17 protein-coding genes and 3 pseudogenes are annotated in these 19,010 nt (G+C 56.9%); 12 read left to right on the forward strand and 8 right to left on the reverse strand.

The annotated features are described in order from the left end of the window. Nucleotides 1-993 precede the first annotated feature (993 nt). The 4 genes from N8E89_RS22205 to N8E89_RS22220 all read left to right on the forward strand — a co-directional run bounded on the left by N8E89_RS22205 (nucleotide 994) and on the right by N8E89_RS22220 (nucleotide 4,811). The gene (locus N8E89_RS22205) at nucleotides 994-2,424 is read left to right on the forward strand and encodes an NfeD family protein (protein ID WP_262263248.1); all 1,431 of its coding nucleotides are present in this window, start codon (nucleotides 994-996) and stop codon (nucleotides 2,422-2,424) included. Between the two features lie 179 nt (nucleotides 2,425-2,603). Further along, a complete protein-coding gene (locus tag N8E89_RS22210) occupies nucleotides 2,604-3,362 on the forward strand; it encodes a slipin family protein (protein ID WP_262263249.1) in 759 nt (252 codons plus the stop codon). A gap of 367 nt (nucleotides 3,363-3,729) precedes the next feature. After that, entirely contained in the window at nucleotides 3,730-4,149 is a 420-nt protein-coding gene (locus N8E89_RS22215) for a CBS domain-containing protein (RefSeq protein ID WP_262263250.1), read from the forward strand. A 359-nt stretch (nucleotides 4,150-4,508) separates the two neighbouring features. Continuing rightward, nucleotides 4,509-4,811 carry a hypothetical protein gene (locus N8E89_RS22220; RefSeq protein ID WP_262263251.1) on the forward strand — a complete coding sequence of 101 codons (303 nt, stop codon included), beginning with the start codon at nucleotides 4,509-4,511 and terminating at the stop codon, nucleotides 4,809-4,811. Nucleotides 4,812-5,090: 279 nt separating this feature from the next. On the opposite strand, the gene N8E89_RS22225 is transcribed toward N8E89_RS22220, so the two are convergent. The 4 genes and pseudogenes from N8E89_RS22225 to N8E89_RS22240 all read right to left on the reverse strand — a co-directional run bounded on the left by N8E89_RS22225 (nucleotide 5,091) and on the right by N8E89_RS22240 (nucleotide 9,733). Further along, a complete protein-coding gene (locus N8E89_RS22225) occupies nucleotides 5,091-5,717 on the reverse strand; it encodes a hypothetical protein (protein ID WP_262263252.1) in 627 nt (208 codons plus the stop codon). Nucleotides 5,718-6,266: 549 nt separating this feature from the next. Next, a complete protein-coding gene (locus N8E89_RS22230) occupies nucleotides 6,267-6,776 on the reverse strand; it encodes an OsmC family protein (protein ID WP_112760945.1) in 510 nt (169 codons plus the stop codon). A 627-nt stretch (nucleotides 6,777-7,403) separates the two neighbouring features. Then, nucleotides 7,404-8,489 (reverse strand): FAD-binding oxidoreductase, encoded by a 1,086-nt coding sequence (locus N8E89_RS22235; RefSeq protein WP_262263253.1) that lies wholly within the window; start codon nucleotides 8,487-8,489, stop codon nucleotides 7,404-7,406. Beyond that, nucleotides 8,479-9,733: pseudogene (locus N8E89_RS22240) on the reverse strand (aromatic ring-hydroxylating oxygenase subunit alpha). Before N8E89_RS22240 ends, N8E89_RS22235 begins: the two are co-directional and overlap by 11 nt. A 112-nt stretch (nucleotides 9,734-9,845) precedes the next feature. On the opposite strand from N8E89_RS22240, the gene N8E89_RS22245 reads away from it, so the two are divergent. The 4 genes and pseudogenes from N8E89_RS22245 (at nucleotide 9,846) to N8E89_RS22260 (ending at nucleotide 12,711) form a co-directional block, all read left to right on the forward strand. Then, nucleotides 9,846-10,739, forward strand: coding sequence for a LysR substrate-binding domain-containing protein (locus N8E89_RS22245; RefSeq protein ID WP_262263254.1), 894 nt, complete (start codon nucleotides 9,846-9,848; stop codon nucleotides 10,737-10,739). 316 nt (nucleotides 10,740-11,055) lie between these two features. Next, on the forward strand, nucleotides 11,056-11,340 hold the full coding sequence (locus N8E89_RS22250; protein ID WP_262263255.1) for a hypothetical protein: 285 nt from the start codon (nucleotides 11,056-11,058) through the stop codon (nucleotides 11,338-11,340). A 98-nt stretch (nucleotides 11,341-11,438) separates the two neighbouring features. After that, nucleotides 11,439-12,125 carry a GntR family transcriptional regulator gene (locus N8E89_RS22255; RefSeq protein ID WP_262263256.1) on the forward strand — a complete coding sequence of 229 codons (687 nt, stop codon included), beginning with the start codon at nucleotides 11,439-11,441 and terminating at the stop codon, nucleotides 12,123-12,125. Between the two features lie 2 nt (nucleotides 12,126-12,127). Further along, nucleotides 12,128-12,711 (forward strand): annotated as a pseudogene (locus N8E89_RS22260) (UbiX family flavin prenyltransferase). Here N8E89_RS22260 and N8E89_RS22265 read toward each other — a convergent pair. Both N8E89_RS22265 and N8E89_RS22270 read right to left on the reverse strand, forming a co-directional pair. Beyond that, entirely contained in the window at nucleotides 12,706-12,921 is a 216-nt protein-coding gene (locus N8E89_RS22265) for a hypothetical protein (RefSeq protein ID WP_262263257.1), read from the reverse strand. The pseudogene N8E89_RS22260 and the gene N8E89_RS22265 overlap by 6 nt on opposite strands. A 20-nt stretch (nucleotides 12,922-12,941) precedes the next feature. Beyond that, nucleotides 12,942-13,199, reverse strand: a complete 258-nt coding sequence (locus N8E89_RS22270; protein ID WP_262263258.1) for a TIGR02444 family protein — start codon at nucleotides 13,197-13,199, stop codon at nucleotides 12,942-12,944. Nucleotides 13,200-13,743: 544 nt separating this feature from the next. Between N8E89_RS22270 and N8E89_RS22275 the strand changes: the two genes are divergently transcribed. Beyond that, nucleotides 13,744-14,715, forward strand: a complete 972-nt coding sequence (locus tag N8E89_RS22275; protein ID WP_262263259.1) for a DMT family transporter — start codon at nucleotides 13,744-13,746, stop codon at nucleotides 14,713-14,715. A 384-nt stretch (nucleotides 14,716-15,099) separates the two neighbouring features. Next, on the forward strand, nucleotides 15,100-15,618 hold the full coding sequence (locus tag N8E89_RS22280) for a DUF977 family protein (RefSeq protein ID WP_262263293.1): 519 nt from the start codon (nucleotides 15,100-15,102) through the stop codon (nucleotides 15,616-15,618). 9 nt (nucleotides 15,619-15,627) lie between these two features. Here the strand turns inward: N8E89_RS22280 and N8E89_RS22285 are convergent. Further along, a pseudogene (locus tag N8E89_RS22285) lies at nucleotides 15,628-15,747 on the reverse strand (oxidoreductase); the annotation flags it as partial. A 168-nt stretch (nucleotides 15,748-15,915) separates the two neighbouring features. Here N8E89_RS22285 and N8E89_RS22290 point away from each other — a divergent pair. Continuing rightward, nucleotides 15,916-16,494 (forward strand): carboxymuconolactone decarboxylase family protein, encoded by a 579-nt coding sequence (locus N8E89_RS22290; protein ID WP_262263260.1) that lies wholly within the window; start codon nucleotides 15,916-15,918, stop codon nucleotides 16,492-16,494. A 191-nt stretch (nucleotides 16,495-16,685) separates the two neighbouring features. Here N8E89_RS22290 and N8E89_RS22295 read toward each other — a convergent pair whose 3' ends face one another. Beyond that, a complete protein-coding gene (locus N8E89_RS22295) occupies nucleotides 16,686-17,753 on the reverse strand; it encodes an NAD/NADP-dependent octopine/nopaline dehydrogenase family protein (RefSeq protein ID WP_262263261.1) in 1,068 nt (355 codons plus the stop codon). Nucleotides 17,754-17,979: 226 nt separating this feature from the next. Between N8E89_RS22295 and N8E89_RS22300 the strand changes: the two genes are divergently transcribed. After that, nucleotides 17,980-19,002: a LysR family transcriptional regulator gene (locus tag N8E89_RS22300; protein WP_262263262.1), complete on the forward strand. Its 1,023-nt coding sequence runs from the start codon at nucleotides 17,980-17,982 to the stop codon at nucleotides 19,000-19,002. Nucleotides 19,003-19,010 lie beyond the last annotated feature (8 nt).

Genomic DNA, 19,010 nt, shown 5'->3' on the forward strand with positions numbered 1-19,010 from the left:
TCGTGGCTAGATCAACAGTATGACAAGCACCATTGCCCAAATAGGCAGAAACGTGTTCCACACTGCGTGGGTGACCGTATAGCCGAGTCCGGGGGGATCTGGCTCTTCGCCAGATCGTTGCCAGGCGATTTGTTGTGCGCGCGCCTGACAAGCTGGCAAACACCGCCATTCACTTTGGAGAGCACTCACATAATGTGTCACAGTCGCGGCGCCACTGTTGCCCGGCAATCCAAGCTAGCCCCCCATTGTCGGGCGCTTTGGGCAGGGCGCCTGGCCGCCGGCGGCATCCCCACGGTGACGCTGGTATTCGCAATTTAAAGAGAAAGACCCATTGTGAGGCTCGGCCTTCCCCGTGCAGGGCACATTGTACAGGGGGAAGCCGAGCCTCTGCTGATCCGGAGGGGAGATCAGCACCTGTTCGTCGCCATTCAATGCAGGTATCGCGGCGGGTCACATCCGAGGCGCACCCTTAATAATTGAATGATTGCCGCCGAACCGCTGTTGGTTTTCAGCAAGCTTTGTTCGCGCCTTACAGCCATGCTGGCGAGTGTCACGGCAGCATCATGGACTACGCCAGGCATAATAAGGGCGTTTTGCTCATTTTGTCACCTATAGATGACGCAAGTTCTCCTTGTGTCATTTATAAGTGACATAAAACGATCGCTTGGCTGTCAACGACTATCCATTTAAAAGTAACTTTATGTAAACGGCGGCGGTCAACACAAGCATTCAGGCCAAAGTCATCGGCGTCGATCAAAACGGGATCGAGACCCAGCCCCAGATGGTGGTGAAGATCGGGGCCATGGCGACAGCGACAGTTTCCCCAGATGCTCCGATCTCGCGCGCCACAAAGCGTCGGGCCTGGCGTTTGTCGTTGATGGGCGAGGCGTTTCATGATCGCATCCATCGCACCCACATTTTCCGTTCCATCCATGTGGGCAAGATACACATGGTAGAAACAATTGCTCTGATGTAAGCTAGACCATGGAACTGATGAGGAAAATCATCGGGAAATGGTTCGGATACAGTCATGCTGCAGTTTCCGTTTCCATAGCATTGGTCGGCATCCTGTTGTCTGCCCTGCCGAACAATGCACAGGAACCTAAGGCCATCAAAAGCGCGCTTGTATTACAGCTCGAGGGGATCGTTGGTCCGGCCCTGTCTGATTATATATTGCGCGGCTTGCGAACGGCGGCTGAGCGCAATGCATCTCTTGTTATTGTGCAAATGGACACCCCGGGCGGTCTCGATACGTCGATGCGCGATATCATTCGCGGCATTCTCGCCTCGCCGGTGCCCGTGGCCACGTATGTCAGTCCGAGCGGCGCGCGTGCAGCAAGCGCCGGCACCTATATTCTCTACGCCAGCCACATAGCGGCGATGGCACCGGGGACAAATCTTGGCGCCGCGACACCCATCCAGATCAGCGATTTGCCTTTTCCAGGTGGTGACGAGGCAAAGAAGGACAACGAAGAGGACACCAAGGCAAAGAAACAAGGCGACAACGCCACTGCTCCGCCGACGCCGCACACGCCGATGGAGGCGAAGGCGATCAACGACGCTACGGCCTATATCCGCTCGCTCGCCGAATTGCGCGGACGCAATGTGGACTGGGCTGAAAAAGCCGTGCGCGAGGCGGCAAGCCTTTCCGCCAGCGCAGCGCTGAAGGAAAATGTGATCGATATCCTGGCTACAAGTGTTGATAACCTTCTCGTGCAGATCAATGGCCGCAGCGTCAAAGCGGGAGGAAACAATATCACGCTTGATACTGGCGCTATCACGCTTGAGCAGATCCAGCAGGACTGGCGCACGCAACTGCTGATGGTGATCACAAACCCGAATGTGGCGCTAGTCCTGATGATGATCGGCATCTATGGCCTTATCTTCGAGTTCATGGCGCCGGGGTCGTATTTTCCAGCAACCATCGGCGCGATCTGCCTGCTGATCGGGTTGTACGCACTGGCTGTGCTTCCCGTCAATTTTGCCGGCCTCGGACTTATCGTTCTTGGCCTTGCCTTGATGGCGTCGGAAGCCTTCATAACATCCTTCGGCGTTCTGGGCATTGGCGGTGTTATAGCTTTCATATCGGGCGCCACGATATTGATTGACACCGACATTCCGGCCTTGCGCATTTCCTGGCCGGTAACCGGCGCGGTTGCCCTTGCCAGTCTGGCGCTTTCTTTGATCGTGATGCGCCTGATCCTTTCTTCGCACAAGCGTCCGGTCGTGACGGGCAGCGAGGAGATGGTGAGGGCCCATGGCGAGGTCTTGGACTGGTGTGGAGGCCGCGGGCACGTCCTTGCCCATGGCGAACGATGGGCAGCAATATCTGAGACACCGCTGACAAAGGGACAGCAGGTCCGTATAGCCGATATCAATGGTGTTATCCTCAAGGTTGAACTCGATCAGCCTGGGAGCGGCTAGAAGCCGCTTTCGACCCGGTCCCGCGCCTTGGCATTTCCGGCCGGCGAACGCCCAATTGTCAGGCGGCTGGTTCGGTGGAGCACATCAGCCCCACGCGTTTGTGCATGGAATGTCTCTCTTGGCGCGTGACAGAACAGGGCCAATACGGACTGAAAGGGCTCTAAATGGAGGATGTTTCAATGCTTATCACCATTATTGTCCCGATCATCATCCTACTGATGCTCTCGGCCGCCGCCATCAAAATATTGCGAGAATATCAGCGCGGCGTCGTGTTCACACTCGGCCGTTTTACCGGCGTTAAGGGGCCGGGGTTGATCATCCTCATCCCCTTCGTCCAGCAAATGATGCGTGTGGATCTGCGAACTGTGGTGCACGATGTGCCGAGCCAGGACGTGATCTCGAGGGACAATGTCTCGGTACGTGTCAACGCGGTACTCTATTTTCGTGTCATCGACCCCGAGCGGGCGATGATCCAGGTCGAGGACTTCTTGATGGCAACGAGCCAACTCGCCCAGACGACGTTACGCTCCGTCCTTGGCAAACACGATCTCGACGAGATGCTGGCCGAGCGCGACAGGCTTAACATTGATATTCAGGAAATTCTTGACGCACAGACTGACGCCTGGGGCATCAAGGTCGCGAATGTCGAGATAAAGCATGTCGATCTCAACGAAACCATGATACGCGCCATCGCCCGTCAAGCCGAGGCCGAACGCGAACGACGAGCCAAGGTCATCAATGCCGAGGGCGAGCAGCAGGCTGCGCAGAAGCTGCTGGAGGCTGCTCATATTCTGGGGCAACGGCCAGAAGCTATGCAGCTGCGTTACCTCAGTACGCTGAATGTTATTGCCAATGAGAAAACCTCGACGATCGTATTTCCCTTTCCGATGGAAATTGGCGATTTCTTCAAGGCAGCAGCGGCAACCCAAGCGAAATAACAGTGCAATTAAAGCGTATTTGCGCATGCCCTGTCGATCCGCCACGATTTATAGATTTACGATGACCTTTTGTTGCAGGCTGCATGGATTTTTAAGATGGCTGCAACGCATCCTCGCACGTCGAGGAGAACAGACCCAAGTTCTGCCTGGCCAGCCAGATCGTGCTGCAATCCACAGCTGGTGGATCAGGATCTCGACCCCTCCTTTCGAAGGCATGCAACGACAATCAAAGGAACGGAAAGCAACACCACCACCAGGGCGTTGCTTGTAGGGATTTGGCGCCGATTGCCACCGTGTTGATGTGCGTCAATGCAAAGAGGTGTATCATTGAAAGCTCACCCGTACTTTCCAAACGATGGAGGTTTCCATGAAAGTCTCTGAAGCAATGCATAAGGGGGTGAATTGGGTCTCGCCTGATGCCACGCTGGCACACGTTGCGAAAATAATGAAAAACGATGACGTCGGCGCCGTACCGGTCGGAGAGAATGACCGCCTCATTGGCATGGTCACGGATCGTGACACCGCGCTCCGGGCACTTGCCAATGGCAGGAATCCGGCTTCATTGACGGCGCGAGATGTCATGACCAAAGGGATAATCTACTGCCGGACTGAAGAGATTATTGAAGATGCTATTCGGTTGATGGAATCAAGGAAGATCAGGCGCTTGCCGGTTATCGACGATAAGAAACGCATGGTCGGCATGCTGTCTGTAGGCGACATCTCGCACCACAACGGACGCGAATTTATGGGAGAATTAATGATGGCTGTCACCGCGTCTCATCCATAAGTTGGCGCTTGTCCGCCCCTCAGCGATTGCGGGCGGCGCATCGGTCAAGTCCGCATAACGACGGGAAAACACCCAAAGGGCGAGGTTGGTTCGATTACACGGGAGAGTCCGGGATCAACAGCTGATCATTCGAATGCCCCTGAACTCTCTCGCCTGATCTGGCCTTCCATCGCAAAGGGCCCAGCCTGAAGTCGGGCGCGAAACAGGAATGACAAGTGGTTGTGACAGATCAACGCTGTTCTGGATTTCCGCCCCGCATTATCGGCAGAAGCCCAGCCTGTCGCCAGGCGTAGTCTACATCATGGTAACCGGTGAAGTCTTGAAATTGGGCGAGCGACACGGGCTAGGAGACGTGAGCCATGCGACACAAGATCCTTCTCATTGCCTTGCTCTTTGCGGCGCCGGCGTTTGCGCATGACGCTCCCTTTGGCTGGGCCTACGGTGCCGAGTGTTGCAGCATGAGGGACTGCTGGCAGGAGAAAGATGGCGCCATCGAAGAAACGCGCAACGGCTACCGTGTTGTCCTCACCGGTGAATTGATCGCCTACGGTGACAAGCGCATCAAGCGATCAAAGGATCAATTCTTTCATCGCTGCACAGCTGCCGCTGTTCCCACGGCAAGACAATCGATTTGCCTATACGTTCCACCGAAATCATTGTGAGTGCCATCAACGCTGTTGGTCTCTCAATTTCCTTGCTTACGATCAAAAATCCCAAATTTAAGGCACGTTCTCAACAGCGAACGCATTAAAATTGGATCTCGGCCATTCACATCAGACTGCAACGCGAGCGCGATTTGTTGCGAGCAGCGGGTCGTGCCGAAATTGTCATAGCCCTTACTGCCTCGTGTCTATCGGCGGCGCGTCAATTCCCGCAGGCAAGCGGCAAAATTGATTCAGAGACGGGGCGGCGCTGCGCGATCCTGCATCGCGCCATTTCGATCAGTTTGCTGCGAAGCAGTAGAAAAGACCATCCCCACCGGTGCCCTTGAAAGCCTCCTGCGTGCAGCCGCCGCGCGTGGGATGTGAGGAATTCCAGGATTTGGCCTCGGCAGAGTCATTGAGGCCCGTGCGGTCACTGTGGCCGACAATCGCCGCCCCCTCCGCGCCTCCCATTGTCCAGTTGCCGCATGTTTCGGGTGCTGCGGTGCCGTCGGCCTTTGACCCGGTCAGAATGTCGTGGCGGTTCGGTGTGTCACCGCGGCCGTTGATGACTTCGCCTTTTTCGTTGAGGGCCGTCTGCTTGGTGAGGTTGTTTTTGTCGCCGTGGAGCGAGGCGACATCGTCGGCGATCTTTTCGCCCTTGGCGTTGTACCAAGGTCCCTGGCCGATGCGGTCTTTGGCGTTCTCTGCGTCAGTGGAAAGGTAGGCCTTCCACGTCTTGCCCGTCGAGCCGCTGGCCGCGGCGAGCGTGCTGCAATAGGCGTCTGCGCCCGCAAGGCCGCCAAGTTCTCCGCCCTTTCCAGGATTTGCGCTGGTGACGAAGAAGCTCATGGTGGTGTCCTGGGCGTTGGCCACCACGACCCAACAGGCCAAAGCGGCTGCGACAAGTGCAGGCCAGCGTTTCATAGCGTCTCTCCCTCGTGCAGATCTAACCACCAGATGAGCGTATGGCGGACAAGGATCGGAGTAAAATCGAAATCTTGTGATGAGATTCTCAGCCAGGGTTTCGGCTACCAACCGTGATCGCGCTCATACTGTCGCAATGCCAATTTGTCCTTTCCGTCCGCCGTCACCGCAGGGGACCATGCAACTGGGGCGCAAAGTTACCTGGCGCGGGCGGACGCAGGCGTATTCGTGAATGCGAGCCTGTTGATGGTGCGAACCTTTGTGGCTGCGCGAGCCACCCAAACGCTCCGAGTTTCATCTGATAGGGCTCTGTTCGCCTGACTGGCAATGCAACAGATCGGACATCTGGGGCTGCCATCGGTCCGCAACCTGCTGTGCTGTGTAGTGTCGGTTTTCTGATGGCGGAGAGACGGCGTCTGATCGAGGCACTTGCTCCGGGCTGCGCGAGCGCTAACGCCTCGTTCGATGAGGCGCAGCGACCAATTCGCCTAAAACGGTCACCGAGTCGCAGCAGAACTGCATCGTGCGGGTGATTGCACCTTTTGGGCATCACGAACGTTGCAGCGTCACCGTTACGGGCGGGCCACTGCGAATGGTCTGGTAGACGACGCAGTAGCGCTCGGTAAGCTTGAGGAGCTGATCAAGCTTGTCTTGTGGTGCGTCCGTTTCCACAGCGAAGAATAAGCGGATCTGCGCGAAGCCGACAGGCGCATCCTTGGCGACACCGAGGGTGCCTCGGAAATCGAGGTCACCCTCGGCCGATACGGCAGCGGACTTAACCGGGATCTCCAGTGCCGTCGCCACCGCCTTCAAGGTAACGCCAGCGCAGGCGACAAGCGCGTCGAGCAGCATGTCACCGGAACAAAGTTCGATGCCGGTTCCCCCCGTCGCTGGATGCAGGCCTGCGATGGCGAGAAGGCGTCCAGTCTCCACTTTGCAAGCGATGGCTTGATCGTCGAGCGTTCCGCGCGCCTTCAGCGTGATATAAGCATCCGCCGGGTTGGCCTTGTAACGCTCCTTGAGCGGCGCTTGAATGGCACGCAATTCGGCAGCATCCATGGTGGTTCGCCTCCATTGTCTGGCGCTATTTTTACGACTGAAGAAGCGCCGCGCCTGGATCGAAAGCGAGGCAACTTGTTCCTCTCAAGGGTTGCTCGGTGTCAGCCAATTATCAAGTGAAATCCTTTTCGCTCCAAGGCAATCTTGTGCGCCATTGCCCCCCATGTGAGATGAAGCGCCTAGCCGCCAAGTACAGTGAGTTGAGCGATAACTGCACGGGCAGCAAGTCAAGGGCGGCAAATCGCGTCGCGCGTTTAATGACGAGGGAAGCGGCAAAAGAATATCCGCCAAAGCCGCCGGGACGTCGAAAACGTCTGCGGAATCCAATGGACCGGGGCGGCCCGGCAAATGCAATTTGAACTCCAGCGGCCTTCGCTTCGTATAATTTAGCACCAACACGCCGGGATCCTGGCCGCTCCTACCGAACAACGAATGCCTTCGCGACCGAGTGCTCCCCTCAAAAATTGCGGTATTGGTTAGCGAAGAACACCAGACGATGGATCATCGTCTAAATTTGGCAAGAGATGGCGCTATGTCGGTGCGGTCGGCCGCTAACGACTGCGCTAAGTCAGGAACCAGCGCCACTGGACGGCTCATCGCTATTAGGGGTCACCGCCAAATAAGGTCTCAGCGGTCGATGACGAGATCACTCAACGGTTTGGAACAACACGGCAGGAAGAAACCTGCCTCAATTTCGCGCTGGCGAATTCCTCCGTTGGGCTTCATATCGACGAAGCCGCTGGTAAGCTTCGACTTGCAAGTACCGCAGAGCCCGTTTGAACAGGACGAAGGAATTCTAACGCCCGATTTTTTCGCGACGGAAAGCACGGTCTGCTGCGTCGAAACCTGGATCGACTTGCCCTGTTTTGAGAACGCGACCTCGAAAACCTTGTCTTCTACAGTGTCCGGCAAAGTGGCCGGGACGTCCTCGACCACCGCGTCGAAACTCTCTTCAATGTACCGTTCTGGTGGCACGCCGAGTTCGGCGGTAATTTTTCGTGCAGCTGCCATGAATGGCGCTGGACCGCAGCACATAACGGTGCGCGCCGCGATGTCCGGGACGGTCAGCTGGAAAAGCTCTTTGGAGATGCGACCACTAAGTCCTGGCCACGACTGTTCTCCAGCCAGATCCTCCGGCAAAAGGTATAGTCGCAACCCCTTCAGACGATTGGCAATGATAGTAAGCTCGGATCGAAAAACGAAATCGGCCGGCGTACGTGCGGCGTGTAGGAAAACAACATCTACCGGCGTTGTTGCATCCGCGAGTTCTCGCACCATCGACATGACCGGCGTTATACCAGAGCCGCCGCTAAGGAATAGGAACTTTCTGTCTTTGCCGGCCGGACGGATAAACTGACCGAGTGGGCCGTTTGTCCGGACAATGGTCCCCGGGATCAGGTTGTCATGAAGCCAGTTTGAGATCCTTCCGCCCGCTACGCGCTTGACCGTGATGGAGAACGCGTTTGTCCGCAAGGGTGAGGAGGAGACGCTGTAGCATCGCGTCTCTGTTTCACCTTCCAAGTCGGTTTCGAAAGCAAAGTACTGGCCGGCCGAAAAACGAACATGCTTTCCTTCGCACGCGGCCAAAGTAAATGTTTTTACATCGTGCGTTTCCGCGTGCACATCAACGCATACAAGCTCATTGTCCACCTGCGGATCCCAGTATTCAACTGTTCGGGCGTCGTGCGCCGGGTGGGTGATATTAATACCCATGGGCGCGCATCCTTTCGACATACCAGGTGGCGAAGTTGTCGAGCTGACCCTCTGTGAAAGGTGAGTACGGGCCGGGCTCGTAGGCGGGATCTTCCACGCCCAGGTGGGACCGGCCAACGAGTTCGCCATCCTGGTCGGTTGTCGCGATCCACACGCTCGTCAGCTTGGCCAACTCATAGTCGACCCCTTCAATGGCGTCTTTGTGCACAAGCCATTTTGTACGAACCAGGGTGCGATTTGCCGACAGAGGGATAACCATGGACGTTACCGCATGGTCTCCCATGAAGTGGTTCCAGCTATTGTGACCCCACAGATGCGTGTCCCCAAGATCTTTCCGGTTCATTTTGCCGAGCAGCTTTGTTGAGGCTGTCGTAGTGTCCGCAGTCTGTGACTCGCCCTTACCCGAAATGATCAAGCGCTGGGTGCGGAAGTTCGTCGCATGACCAGCAAGCTGCTCGACGGGCGCCGAAGGATATCCGTCCGCTTCCCAAGCCTTGATCTCGTTGTTCGTAAAGCCGTTGATGTTCCTCTGCCTCAGCGCGATCCTCCTGGCTGAGCGTGTCAGGATCATATCCAAAATCTTGCTCAACGAAGGATACGCAAAGTTCAGGATGGTTTGCAGCGCAATGATAGCATTCACGATTGTTTTCGATCGTGAGCTTCCAATTGCCCTTTTCAATGACATCCGTTTGATAGGCGACCTTGGCATTGCGAATATCGTACGGAGCAAGGCGCTCTTCCATCACCGCCTCAAGATTGGCGATATCCTGCGGTGGCGTGTCCGAAAGACAGACATAAATGAGCCCGCCAATCGACTTGAAATTGACGGCCTTTAGGGTGCGGCACGATTTGTCAAAGTTCGTGCCCATGTGAGGCGCATAGACGAGTTCTCCCGACAACTCATACGTCCATTGGTGATAGGGACAAACGAGCTTGGAGATCACCGTTGGCCCAGCATCGAGCAAACGCGATCCGCGGTGACGACAGACGTTGTGCACCACTTGGATGTTGCCCTCATCGTCACGCAGCACAATAAGACTTGTTAATCCAATGTCGACGACTGTTGCGTCACCCGGTTCAGGGACATCACACTCAAGTCCGATATAGATCCAGTGATTGCGGTAGAAGACGTCGAGATCTGCCTCAAAGACGTCCTCGCGCGTATAGAGGCCTGCCGGGAGGGTGTAGCCCTCGGCACGCGCGTCGAGGAGTGCGGAGATGGAAGACGAAAACGTGTTCAGCATGACATCCTCTTATGATTGTATATTGCCAGAATGAGGCGAAAAGCTTTAGTTTTCAACGGCACAAATAGTTTTGGAATGCATAATAAAATATTATGTGTGAGGACGAGGCGACATGCATTTACGAAAGAGATTGCCCTCGCTGACGGCACTGGTGGCGCTTGAGGCGTCTATCCGCCATCGAAGCTTTACAGCTGCAGCAAGGGAACTCGGTGTCACTCAGGCAGCCGTGAGCCGTCAGATCGCTTCGCTCGAAGAGAATATCGGCAGACCCCTGTTTGATCGCCGGCATCGCTCGATAGAGCCAACGCCAGCTTGTCTCATTCTTGGCAGTACACTGGCGGAAAGCTTCGCGAATATTGCCGACAGCGTGGAAGCAGTTCGGGCCAGCTCGACGGACGTTGTTACCATCGGGGCAACGATCGCCTTCTCGTCCTTCTGGCTTTTGCCAAAAATAGCGGAACTGCGCGAGCTTAATCCGAGCATCCAAATTCGTGTGGTTTCTCAGGACGCCAAGCTCGACCTTGAAAGCGGCGGCATGGACATTGGCGTGCGATACGGCATCCCGCCATTCAATGACGGGACGGTCATCGCGTCATGTGGCGACAGGATCTTTCCAGTGTGCTCCCCCGAATACGCAAGCACCCACGATCTCATGACCTTTCCTGACGGCGAGTACGAGCTCATTGAGACGGACGTCCCCAACAGAAGCTGGTACAGGTGGGCCGATTGGTTTGCGCGCGTGGGAAGGAAGGCAGGTGCTGCGCGATCCACGCTTCGACTTAGTCATTATACAGAAACAATCTCCGCAGCTCGATCCGGCCAGGGAGTCGCATTGGGGTGGGATACCCTGATTGCGACATTCCTTTCAGACGGAAGCCTGGTCAAAGTTGGCGACATCGAACTGGAAGCAGAAGGCCGACACAATATTCTGGTCCCTCTCAATGCCAAACGCTCGGCGAACTCAGATTTGACGGCCGCCTGGCTGACGCAGGCCTTGCAGCGGTAGCCGCCGGGCTCGACGTGTCCCCTAAACATATTGGACGTGCGGTACGCACCGATTGCCGGAGCCACGGATCAACGCTTGACGGATGTGTTAATACCGTCATACAATACGACAGACTTTGTGCAGCCGTACTGCGGTACCACGTATTGATCAGGGAAGGGATGCCATGAGTGAATTGAAATCCACTCAAATAGGCTTTGCGCAGACCCGGGAAATTGGATCGCAGACAATTCTTGTTCGTCGTATTAATGTATGACAGTATGTCGGAATAAGGCAATCGAAAAGATGCGGTAGGGCATCTTTGGGAGATGGGACCACGATGACGAGCCACAAACGCAATGCCCCCTTGGACCTGCAAGACCATCTGGCGCGGCCCTATATGGTGCGGTCACGCGAGATCTGGGAAAACCTGCAATTGCCGCCACTTTCGCCGCAGCCGCCATGGCACGGCTATTTGCTCGGCGACTGGAGCGAAGTGTGGAGTAATTTCGCCGACAAGGCCGTTGCCGGTGACTGGCGTTCAAATGGCGAAAACACCTTTGCACGCCGCAAGGGCGGTATGAAGCCGGAAACCCCGGCGCGAGATATTGAAAAGAAAGCATAATCAGGCGACTATCGCCCGATTCTGGATATGGAGGCATCCTGGAAATCCGGTACCCCGCCCATGTCAACAACGCAGGCGGAAGCATTGCGAGGAGCAAAATGAACGATCCAGTGACTGAACCATTCGGTCCGCTTACACATGAATCTGCGCCGCTGAGAAACAAGATCATGAAGTCGCTGCGGCGGGCAATTGAGACCGGTGTGCTGGAGCCAGGAACCCGGCTGGTGGAAAAGGACCTGTGCCAACAGCTCAATGTCAGCCGCACCTCGCTGCGCGAAGCATTGCGCCAACTGCAGTCGGAAGGCATTCTTACCGATTTCAACAATCGCGGCCTGGCGGTGGTCACCGTCACAACCGAGGACGCAGAGAATATCTATCGTATCCGCGGTGTGCTGGAGCCGCTGATTGTTGAGCAGTTTATCGAGAATGCGTCCGAAGCGGAGGTTCAGGCGCTCAAAGACCATTTTGCCCAATTGCGGGAAGCCTATCTGCATGGAAATGCCGAAGAAATCGTCGCCAACAAACGCGATTTCTACGACCGCATTTGCACCGGCGCCCGCAATCCCATCGCGTTCGGCGTTCTCAGCAAGCTGACTGTGCTGACGTCGCCGTTGCGCCGCCGGTCAGTGGTCCGCACGCAACGGCGAAGTCAAAGCATTGCCGAGATCGAGAAGATTGTCAGCGCCATCGACAAACGTGACAAGGCCGCTGCCAAAGCGGCTGCCGAGGAGCATGTCGCTCATTCCGCCCGCTCGGCACTTCATGCTGACGAACCGGCCAACTAGCCATGCGTCGCATCATTATCGCGATAACGGGGGCCTCCGGGATCATCTATGGCGTGCGCGCATTGCAACTTCTACGTGACGTTGCCGATGTCGAGACCCACGCGATAATTTCGCCAGCAGCGCTGCGCACTGCAACTGACGAAATCGATATGAGCGCCGAGGAGATCCGCAGCCTCGGCGACAAACTTTATAATTACCGGGACATTGGTGCTGCCATTTCTTCCGGTTCCTTCCGCACGGCCGGCATGCTGATTGCGCCTTGTTCGGTAAAAACGCTCAGCGGGATCGCCAACTCATACAATGACGAGCTGATCGTCCGCGCCGCGGACGTCTGCCTTAAGGAACGCCGCCGTGTGGTGTTGCTGTTTCGGGAAACGCCGCTGCACGCCGGTCATATCGCCTTGATGGATCAGGCCACGCGAAACGGCGCGATCGTCATGCCGCCAGTTCCAACTTTTACAGCAAACCGCAAACGATCGATGACATGGTCAACCAAACAGTTGGCCGCGCGCTCGATCTGTTCGACATCGATCTGCCGGTTGTCAAACGCTGGAAGGAAGATGAACCGGGTCAACCAGCCTCATAGGCCGGCCAATGCCTGCTCAATGACGGCAATGTCACGACGCGCGGCTTCGTCCAGATCTAAGCCATGATAGTGTCGCACGACGAGTGCCAGGTTCTGGCCGTTACCATGGTTGCCGTCATCTGAAATCATCGCCAGCAAGAGCCCTTCGGTTTCCAGCACGGCAAAGTTCAATCCGCTCGGCCGACGGTTCTGCGGCCTTAACAGCGTCACGCAGGACCTCGGATTGTTTGTCAGGCGCCGGTCTGGGTCCGCTTTTCAGCCGCTTGCGAACGGTGCGCTTCATCGCGCCATTCACTCACGAGCTCAATGATATGCTGTGTCTTTGCTGGTGAAAGAGCAATCGATCCTTGGATGAGCCAGGCGGCGAAAAGCAGAACCGGCACATCCACACCGTTCCGTTCCTGCAAATCAAGACATGCATCGGCGACGCCCGGAGCCTTGTAGAGGCGCAGCGCAAAATCCCACAACCCAATGTTTACATCCTGCATGCTGGCCTCGTGATATTCGCGGAGCCGATAAGGCTTCTTCCCGCTCTACCAGCTTCAGGCCGACGAGGAAAGCCGAGGTCCAAAGCCTTTGGCCGGAAATACGCTGCGTTTGCCTATCGTTGGTAACAGGCTGGATTTGAACGAGGTTGGCGCTTGTCACAATCGGGATATCCCGTTTCTACCTCCCGTTCTATCGAGAGCGCATCCTTGTGTCTTCTTGCGATGGTTTTGCTCACTTCACGCAGGCCAAACGCCGCCCTTGTTCACCGATCAGCGATTAGCGCGTCGGTGAATGACGGCAAAGGAAAGGTAGTGCAGCACGGCCTGAAGGCAGGTTCACCCGTTCCATCCCGGTCGTCTCGACCACAACGACAGCGGTTGGGCTAAGCGGGCCGGTGCTCGGCCATCTCAGCAAAGTAACGACACGAGACGCCTGGAACCAACGCCAATCACGCCGGTGACGCTGGCAAAGCAATGATTAGAGGGCGATGGGCGTGCTGGCCATCATCTGTGCAGGTTGCTGGAACTATGGCATAACAGAATAATGGCGATACATGTCTTGGCAGTTGACAGTGGCGCGGTCAGGACGGAACAGGCGGCGGGCAGTTCGGTTGCAGTCGGCTATTCCGTGGCGGTGCTCTGCTGGCTGCTGTCGGCCGGCGTCTATATCGCCGCAAAATGGGTCTCTTCCGAGATGCCGCCGTGGGCACTCTGCTTCTGGCGCGTGCTGATCGCCTGGGCAATCCTGCTGCCGCTCGTGCGCGGCCATTTCGGTTCTATTGCCGCGCTGGTGCGGGCACGGCCCCTCGAACTGTTCCTCGTCGGCGGCATCGGGCTCGCGATCTGTCAGGGCATGGTGTTCATCGGGCTTGAATATGCCGACGCCACCACGGCCGGCATCATCGTGGCCCTGATCCCGATCATCACCATGATCCTCGCCCGTTTCATCCTGGGCGAGCCGATGGGAACCTGGCAGGTGATTGGATCGGTCATTGCCTTCCTCGGGATCGTCGTCATCCTTATCAAGGGCAGCCCGACGGCGTTGATGCGTCTCGACGTGAATTCCGGTGAACTGTGGGTCGTCGCCGGCGCCGTCTGCTTCGGTCTCTATGCTGTTTTGCTCCGCCGCGCGAAATTCGAGCTGGAGCGTCTTCCGCTCCTGGTAGTGCTGCTCGGCGCTGCAGCGCTGACTGCACTGCCCTTCTATCTCTGGGAGCTTGCTTTAGACGAACGCTCGGCGCTCGATGGCAGCGGGCTCATCGCGCTGGCCTATGTAGCGATCCCCGGCGGAGCGCTGATGTACTATCTTTTCAATTGGAGCGTCGAAGCGCTCGGTGCAGCGCGGGCGGGCATGCTCCTCTATCTCCAGACAATCTTTGTCGCCATACTCGCCTATTTTTTCCTTGGCGAGCACCTGCAATCCTATCATTTCAAAGGCGCGGCGCTCATCGTTGTTGGCCTGCTTTTTGTCACCCTGCTTAAGCCGCACACCACGTCTGTGGCGACAAAACCATAGGCTCAGAGCGACAGCCCTAATTAGCATCTCGAAACGAATGCTTGGCCTCGCCGGGTCATCGCGTAAACAGCCCCCGATGTTCTCGATGGATGGTTCGAAAGAGAGCCTGGTCTCCATGTTGCGCATCACGGGTGTCCTTGATCATGTTGCTCAAGCCATGCAGTAGAATACCGAATTTGCGCATGTTCTCGCCATCACAGATGCTGAATTATAGCGCAACAATAGCGCACTTCCCTTCCTGGACATCATGACCGCAAACGCCAGCGGGAACGCCTGGTGGTGGCGTTATCAAGCCAAAGCTGTAAACTATTTGCCATGGCATACAGTGATTCCCGTAACCATTCCCAAGGCGATCCTGAGACGAACAGCAACGCATTGGCAGCCATGTGTCAGAACCGCTTGATCGAACTTATTCAGGAGCATGGACAAGTCACGATTGCCGAACTCGTGGCGCTGTTCGATGTATCGCGCGATACAATCCGCCGGGATTTGGACTTGCTCGAGCAGCGTGGCCTTCTTGTCCGCACACACGGTGGCGTTGTTCATAACGCCAAGCTTGTCTGCGTGGGTACAACGTTCGGCCTGCGAATGGACGAACATGTAAGGAAAGGCTATCCAGGCTCGTTGCTAGGAATCACCGAGCCGCGGGATAATCGAGGACCATGTCGCCAATCCCGCGCGTTTTGGAATGCGCTTCGCAATTCTGCGGAGGACAGAAGGGTCGTCGAATCTCATATCGGTCGATATAGCATCACGCTGAGGCAAACCGATCGGCCGAGTATAAACAGTTATCTTTCGCAAGGACCGCATCCACCTGCATCAAGTCTTGTGGATGACGGGTGCGTTCGCCGGCGTCGCTCTGGCGACCGGCCTGATGATGGTAAGGGGAGATTGGGACATTGACGATTTCTCTCAGGCAATGGTGTTGACGAGGCCGCCTTCGCCACGCAGGGCTGCGCCATTGGCGGCCGATGAACGCGGACTGGCGAGGTAGGCCACGAGGATGGCGATTTCTTCAAATTCCACCATGCGCGGATCGCGCGAGCGACGAGTTCATGAAGCACGCGGTCATGTATCGGCACACCGGACATGAACACGGGCAGTGATTGCCGAGTTGACGGCAAGGTGTCCATCGAAAGATCTCGCTTTGTTGCCAGTGCTTGTTATTCTCGCGAGCTTACAACCGCATTGGAGGTCTTCATGTTCATCAAAACGATCGAACCCGACGAGGCAACGGGCGAAATCGCATCGCTTTACGATGCCGAGAAAAAATCAATGGGCCGTGTGATGCAGGCGACGCAATGTTGGTCCGCGCGCCCCGATGTCATCGTTCCAATTGAGAACCTGCTGCATCAGATACGAGACGGCTTTTCACTCGGGGGGCTGAACTTTAGACTGATTACCTTCGTTGCGGCCCAGCATGTCCCTTCAAGCTACTGCTCTCACGTATACTTCCGCAGCCTTTCTGGGATGCTCGGCAGGGAGCAGGCGCTAGCGGTTCGAAGGGACTACCGAAAGGCCGGGCTTAGCGATCAGCAGGTCGAGATGCTTGCCTATGCGGAACAGATCAGCCGCGACGCATCGCAGATAACAGAAGCTGATATTCAGCGGCTGCGGGACGTAGGCTTCACCGACGTCAACATAGCCGACATTGCTTTGGCCGCTTCGTTCCGCAGCTTCATGAGCCGCTATTTCGATGCGGTGGGTGCCACGGTCGAACCGGAGTTTCTCGATCGCGACCCCACGGTGAGAGCAGAAATGGCAGTCGGTCGAAAGTAGCACGCAAACGGGTCAACGCTCGAGATTTGAAGCTGGGGCTGCTTCTGGCCCGAAACCGCCTCTTTGTCCTTCCGCGCTCAACGCTAAACGTAATCTCCACGGTGCAACTTCGTCGCGCTGTAGACAAACGCGCAGCCGCGGTGGTCCCTGCATCGCTCGCAATGTCAGCGGCGCCCTTTTTACGCGGTGGGTCACTCTTCGCAGAGTTTCGTGAGGGCTGTCGCCGAAAGCTTGTCGAGTGCCAGATCCGGCAACAGGTCGTTGTCGGCGACAAGATTGCGGCCCACCGCCGCCGAAAGCAGGCTGGCGCCGGCCTCGTGCAGCAGCGCAGGCCGGCCGACAATGCGGCCAAGAAGGCTGGTCGGTACGAGTCCGAAGGGCACGTCCTCGTAGATATATCTGCTGTCAGCGGTCGCGGGGCCGAAGCCGCCGCGGCCCTCGCGGTGCATCTGCTGATTCATTTCCGAAACAGTGCCCATCGGCACGTGGAAAGAGAGCGAAAAATGTTCCTGCACGGTACGGACGGAAAGTCCGAAGCCCTCGGCTATCCGGAGCCGTTCAAGGTCAAGCGCCTCAATCAAGTTGCCCACGGCGGGGGTGACGTGTTCGCCCTGTTCCCATGTTTCACCCTTCTCCATTCGGGTCAAGTTGAGAAGCGCGATACCAAGATGGTTCTGCGGGTTGAGGTTCGATAGTGCGATGGCGAGAATCCCATCGCGTTCGACGAAACGGTCGCCGAAGAGTTCGGTGCAAATGGCCGTGCCCTCGGCCCCCGTGGATTTTGGCAGGGTCGCGACGTCGATCTTTTGACGGATTGTATTGACCGAAACGCTAACGCCATCCAATTGCTGGCGGCCGGTCAAAAGGGTCGTGCCCCAGACAATGATGGGCAGGCGTACGCCGCGCTCTGCCAGCCGCTTCGACAAATAGAGCGCACCGAAGGAGCTGTGGGAACTAATGATCACGGGCTGGCCGGATTTGAGGTGGGGCAGAGCGGAATCAAAGACCAGGCGATGACCGTTAGCGGGCAGGGCAATGATGATCACATCGGTCCCGGAGACTGCTTCGGCGCAATTGTGGGCGACTTGAACCCGGTCGGAAAACTCGACCGCGCCCGTTGCGGTAAGCAAAGCGCCCGCGGCGAGCTTTCGGACACGTGCGCCGGACGGCGACCACAGAACCGGCTTGTGACCGGCTTTGGCAAGGAATGCCGCCATACCGAAGGCGATTGCGCCCGCACCGAGAATACCAATCCGCATCGATCTGCTTTCCTTTCCTCGCCTCGTTTGCCTTGCGCTATACAATTCCCAGCATTTTATACCCAAGTATCGGCCGCCATACCGGCACAATTTTTCCCACTGACGCACCCCCGCCTGAATACTTTTCTACGAGAACGACAAAGAAAACTTATGTTTTGTCACTAGCGCACAGAATGCGTTTTATGCACTATATGGCTGTCATAATGCAAGGAATGCATGGTACCGTATGGAAGTTCGCGACCTGGAAACGTTTCTGGCAGTCATGTCGACCGGTAGTATAACCGGCGCCGCCCGTCTGCTTGATCGTTCCCAGTCCCAGGTCACGCGTCTTATACAGGATCTGGAAACCTCGCTCGGCTTTCCGCTGTTCGAGCGGAATGGCCCCAGGATCGCCCCAACCGACCAAGGTATCGCATTTCATGACGATGCCGAGCGTTTCGTCACCGGGATTGGCCATTTGCGGGATCGGGCGAAAGCGATTGCCGCGAGGGAGCCTGTACCGATCGAGCTTGCTGCAACGCCGGCATTCGCCAGCGGTATCATTCCGCTCGCGCTCGCGGAATTGCCGGAAGACCGTCTGCCGCACGTAATCCATCTTCGCAGCATGCCGGCGGGGGCGGCCGTGCAGTCGGTCCTTGCCCGAACTGCGGATTTCTGCGTGACATCGCTGCCTGCCGATCAACCGGGTCTTGAGGTGCAGGGCTTCTTTGAGGGGCGGTGCGTAGCCGCAGTCGCTCCGCACGATCCACTCGCCGCTCAAGCGGTCATTTCAATCGCCGATATCGCCGATCGTACGCTGGTGACCATGGCCAATCCGTTTCGTCTGCGCCATCGCGTCGACCTGGCACTGGAAGCCGCAAAAGTGCGGCCCAAGCGCGTGATAGCAACCAATGCGGCCATGAATGCCGTGCGGATAGCGTCGACCGGTCTGGGTGTAGCGATCATCGAGCCGGCGACGGCCTTTGGCCTGCAATCGGCGCCGGTCGCGATCCGCCCGCTGGATGTCAATATTCCCTTCCTCTGGGCGATCTTTTCTGCCGCCGCCCGTCCACTATCGGCCTGCGCGCATGAGCTGATCGAGCGCATCGTGCGCATTGCCTGCGAGCGGATGCCGGATTTCGTCAGTCACGATCCGCGTCAAATGGCGCGCATCGCAGACAGGATCGCCGGGAAAACTGCTCGCAGCGCTGGGCAGCCGGATATTTCCGCGGGCGGCCGCGTGACGAAAGCGCCCGAGAACGAAATATGAGCCTGCCA

The sequence above is a fragment of the Phyllobacterium sp. A18/5-2 genome (assembly GCF_025452215.1).
GTDB lineage: Bacteria > Pseudomonadota > Alphaproteobacteria > Rhizobiales > Rhizobiaceae > Phyllobacterium > Phyllobacterium sophorae.

Bases quoted from the DNA above. Each gene is read 5' to 3' on its own strand.
- N8E89_RS22205 (WP_262263248.1), top strand. From the start codon at position 994: ATGAGGAAAATCATCGGGAAATGGTTCGGATACAGTCATGCTGCAGTT.
- N8E89_RS22210 (WP_262263249.1), top strand. From the start codon at position 2,604: ATGCTTATCACCATTATTGTCCCGATCATCATCCTACTGATGCTCTCG.
- N8E89_RS22215 (WP_262263250.1), top strand. From the start codon at position 3,730: ATGAAAGTCTCTGAAGCAATGCATAAGGGGGTGAATTGGGTCTCGCCT.
- N8E89_RS22220 (WP_262263251.1), top strand. From the start codon at position 4,509: ATGCGACACAAGATCCTTCTCATTGCCTTGCTCTTTGCGGCGCCGGCG.
- N8E89_RS22225 (WP_262263252.1), bottom strand. From the start codon at position 5,717: ATGAAACGCTGGCCTGCACTTGTCGCAGCCGCTTTGGCCTGTTGGGTC.
- N8E89_RS22230 (WP_112760945.1), bottom strand. From the start codon at position 6,776: ATGGATGCTGCCGAATTGCGTGCCATTCAAGCGCCGCTCAAGGAGCGT.
- N8E89_RS22235 (WP_262263253.1), bottom strand. From the start codon at position 8,489: ATGGGTATTAATATCACCCACCCGGCGCACGACGCCCGAACAGTTGAA.
- N8E89_RS22245 (WP_262263254.1), top strand. From the start codon at position 9,846: ATGCATTTACGAAAGAGATTGCCCTCGCTGACGGCACTGGTGGCGCTT.
- N8E89_RS22250 (WP_262263255.1), top strand. From the start codon at position 11,056: ATGACGAGCCACAAACGCAATGCCCCCTTGGACCTGCAAGACCATCTG.
- N8E89_RS22255 (WP_262263256.1), top strand. From the start codon at position 11,439: ATGAACGATCCAGTGACTGAACCATTCGGTCCGCTTACACATGAATCT.
- N8E89_RS22270 (WP_262263258.1), bottom strand. From the start codon at position 13,199: ATGCAGGATGTAAACATTGGGTTGTGGGATTTTGCGCTGCGCCTCTAC.
- N8E89_RS22275 (WP_262263259.1), top strand. From the start codon at position 13,744: ATGGCGATACATGTCTTGGCAGTTGACAGTGGCGCGGTCAGGACGGAA.
- N8E89_RS22280 (WP_262263293.1), top strand. From the start codon at position 15,100: ATGTGTCAGAACCGCTTGATCGAACTTATTCAGGAGCATGGACAAGTC.
- N8E89_RS22290 (WP_262263260.1), top strand. From the start codon at position 15,916: ATGTTCATCAAAACGATCGAACCCGACGAGGCAACGGGCGAAATCGCA.
- N8E89_RS22295 (WP_262263261.1), bottom strand. From the start codon at position 17,753: ATGCGGATTGGTATTCTCGGTGCGGGCGCAATCGCCTTCGGTATGGCG.
- N8E89_RS22300 (WP_262263262.1), top strand. From the start codon at position 17,980: ATGGAAGTTCGCGACCTGGAAACGTTTCTGGCAGTCATGTCGACCGGT.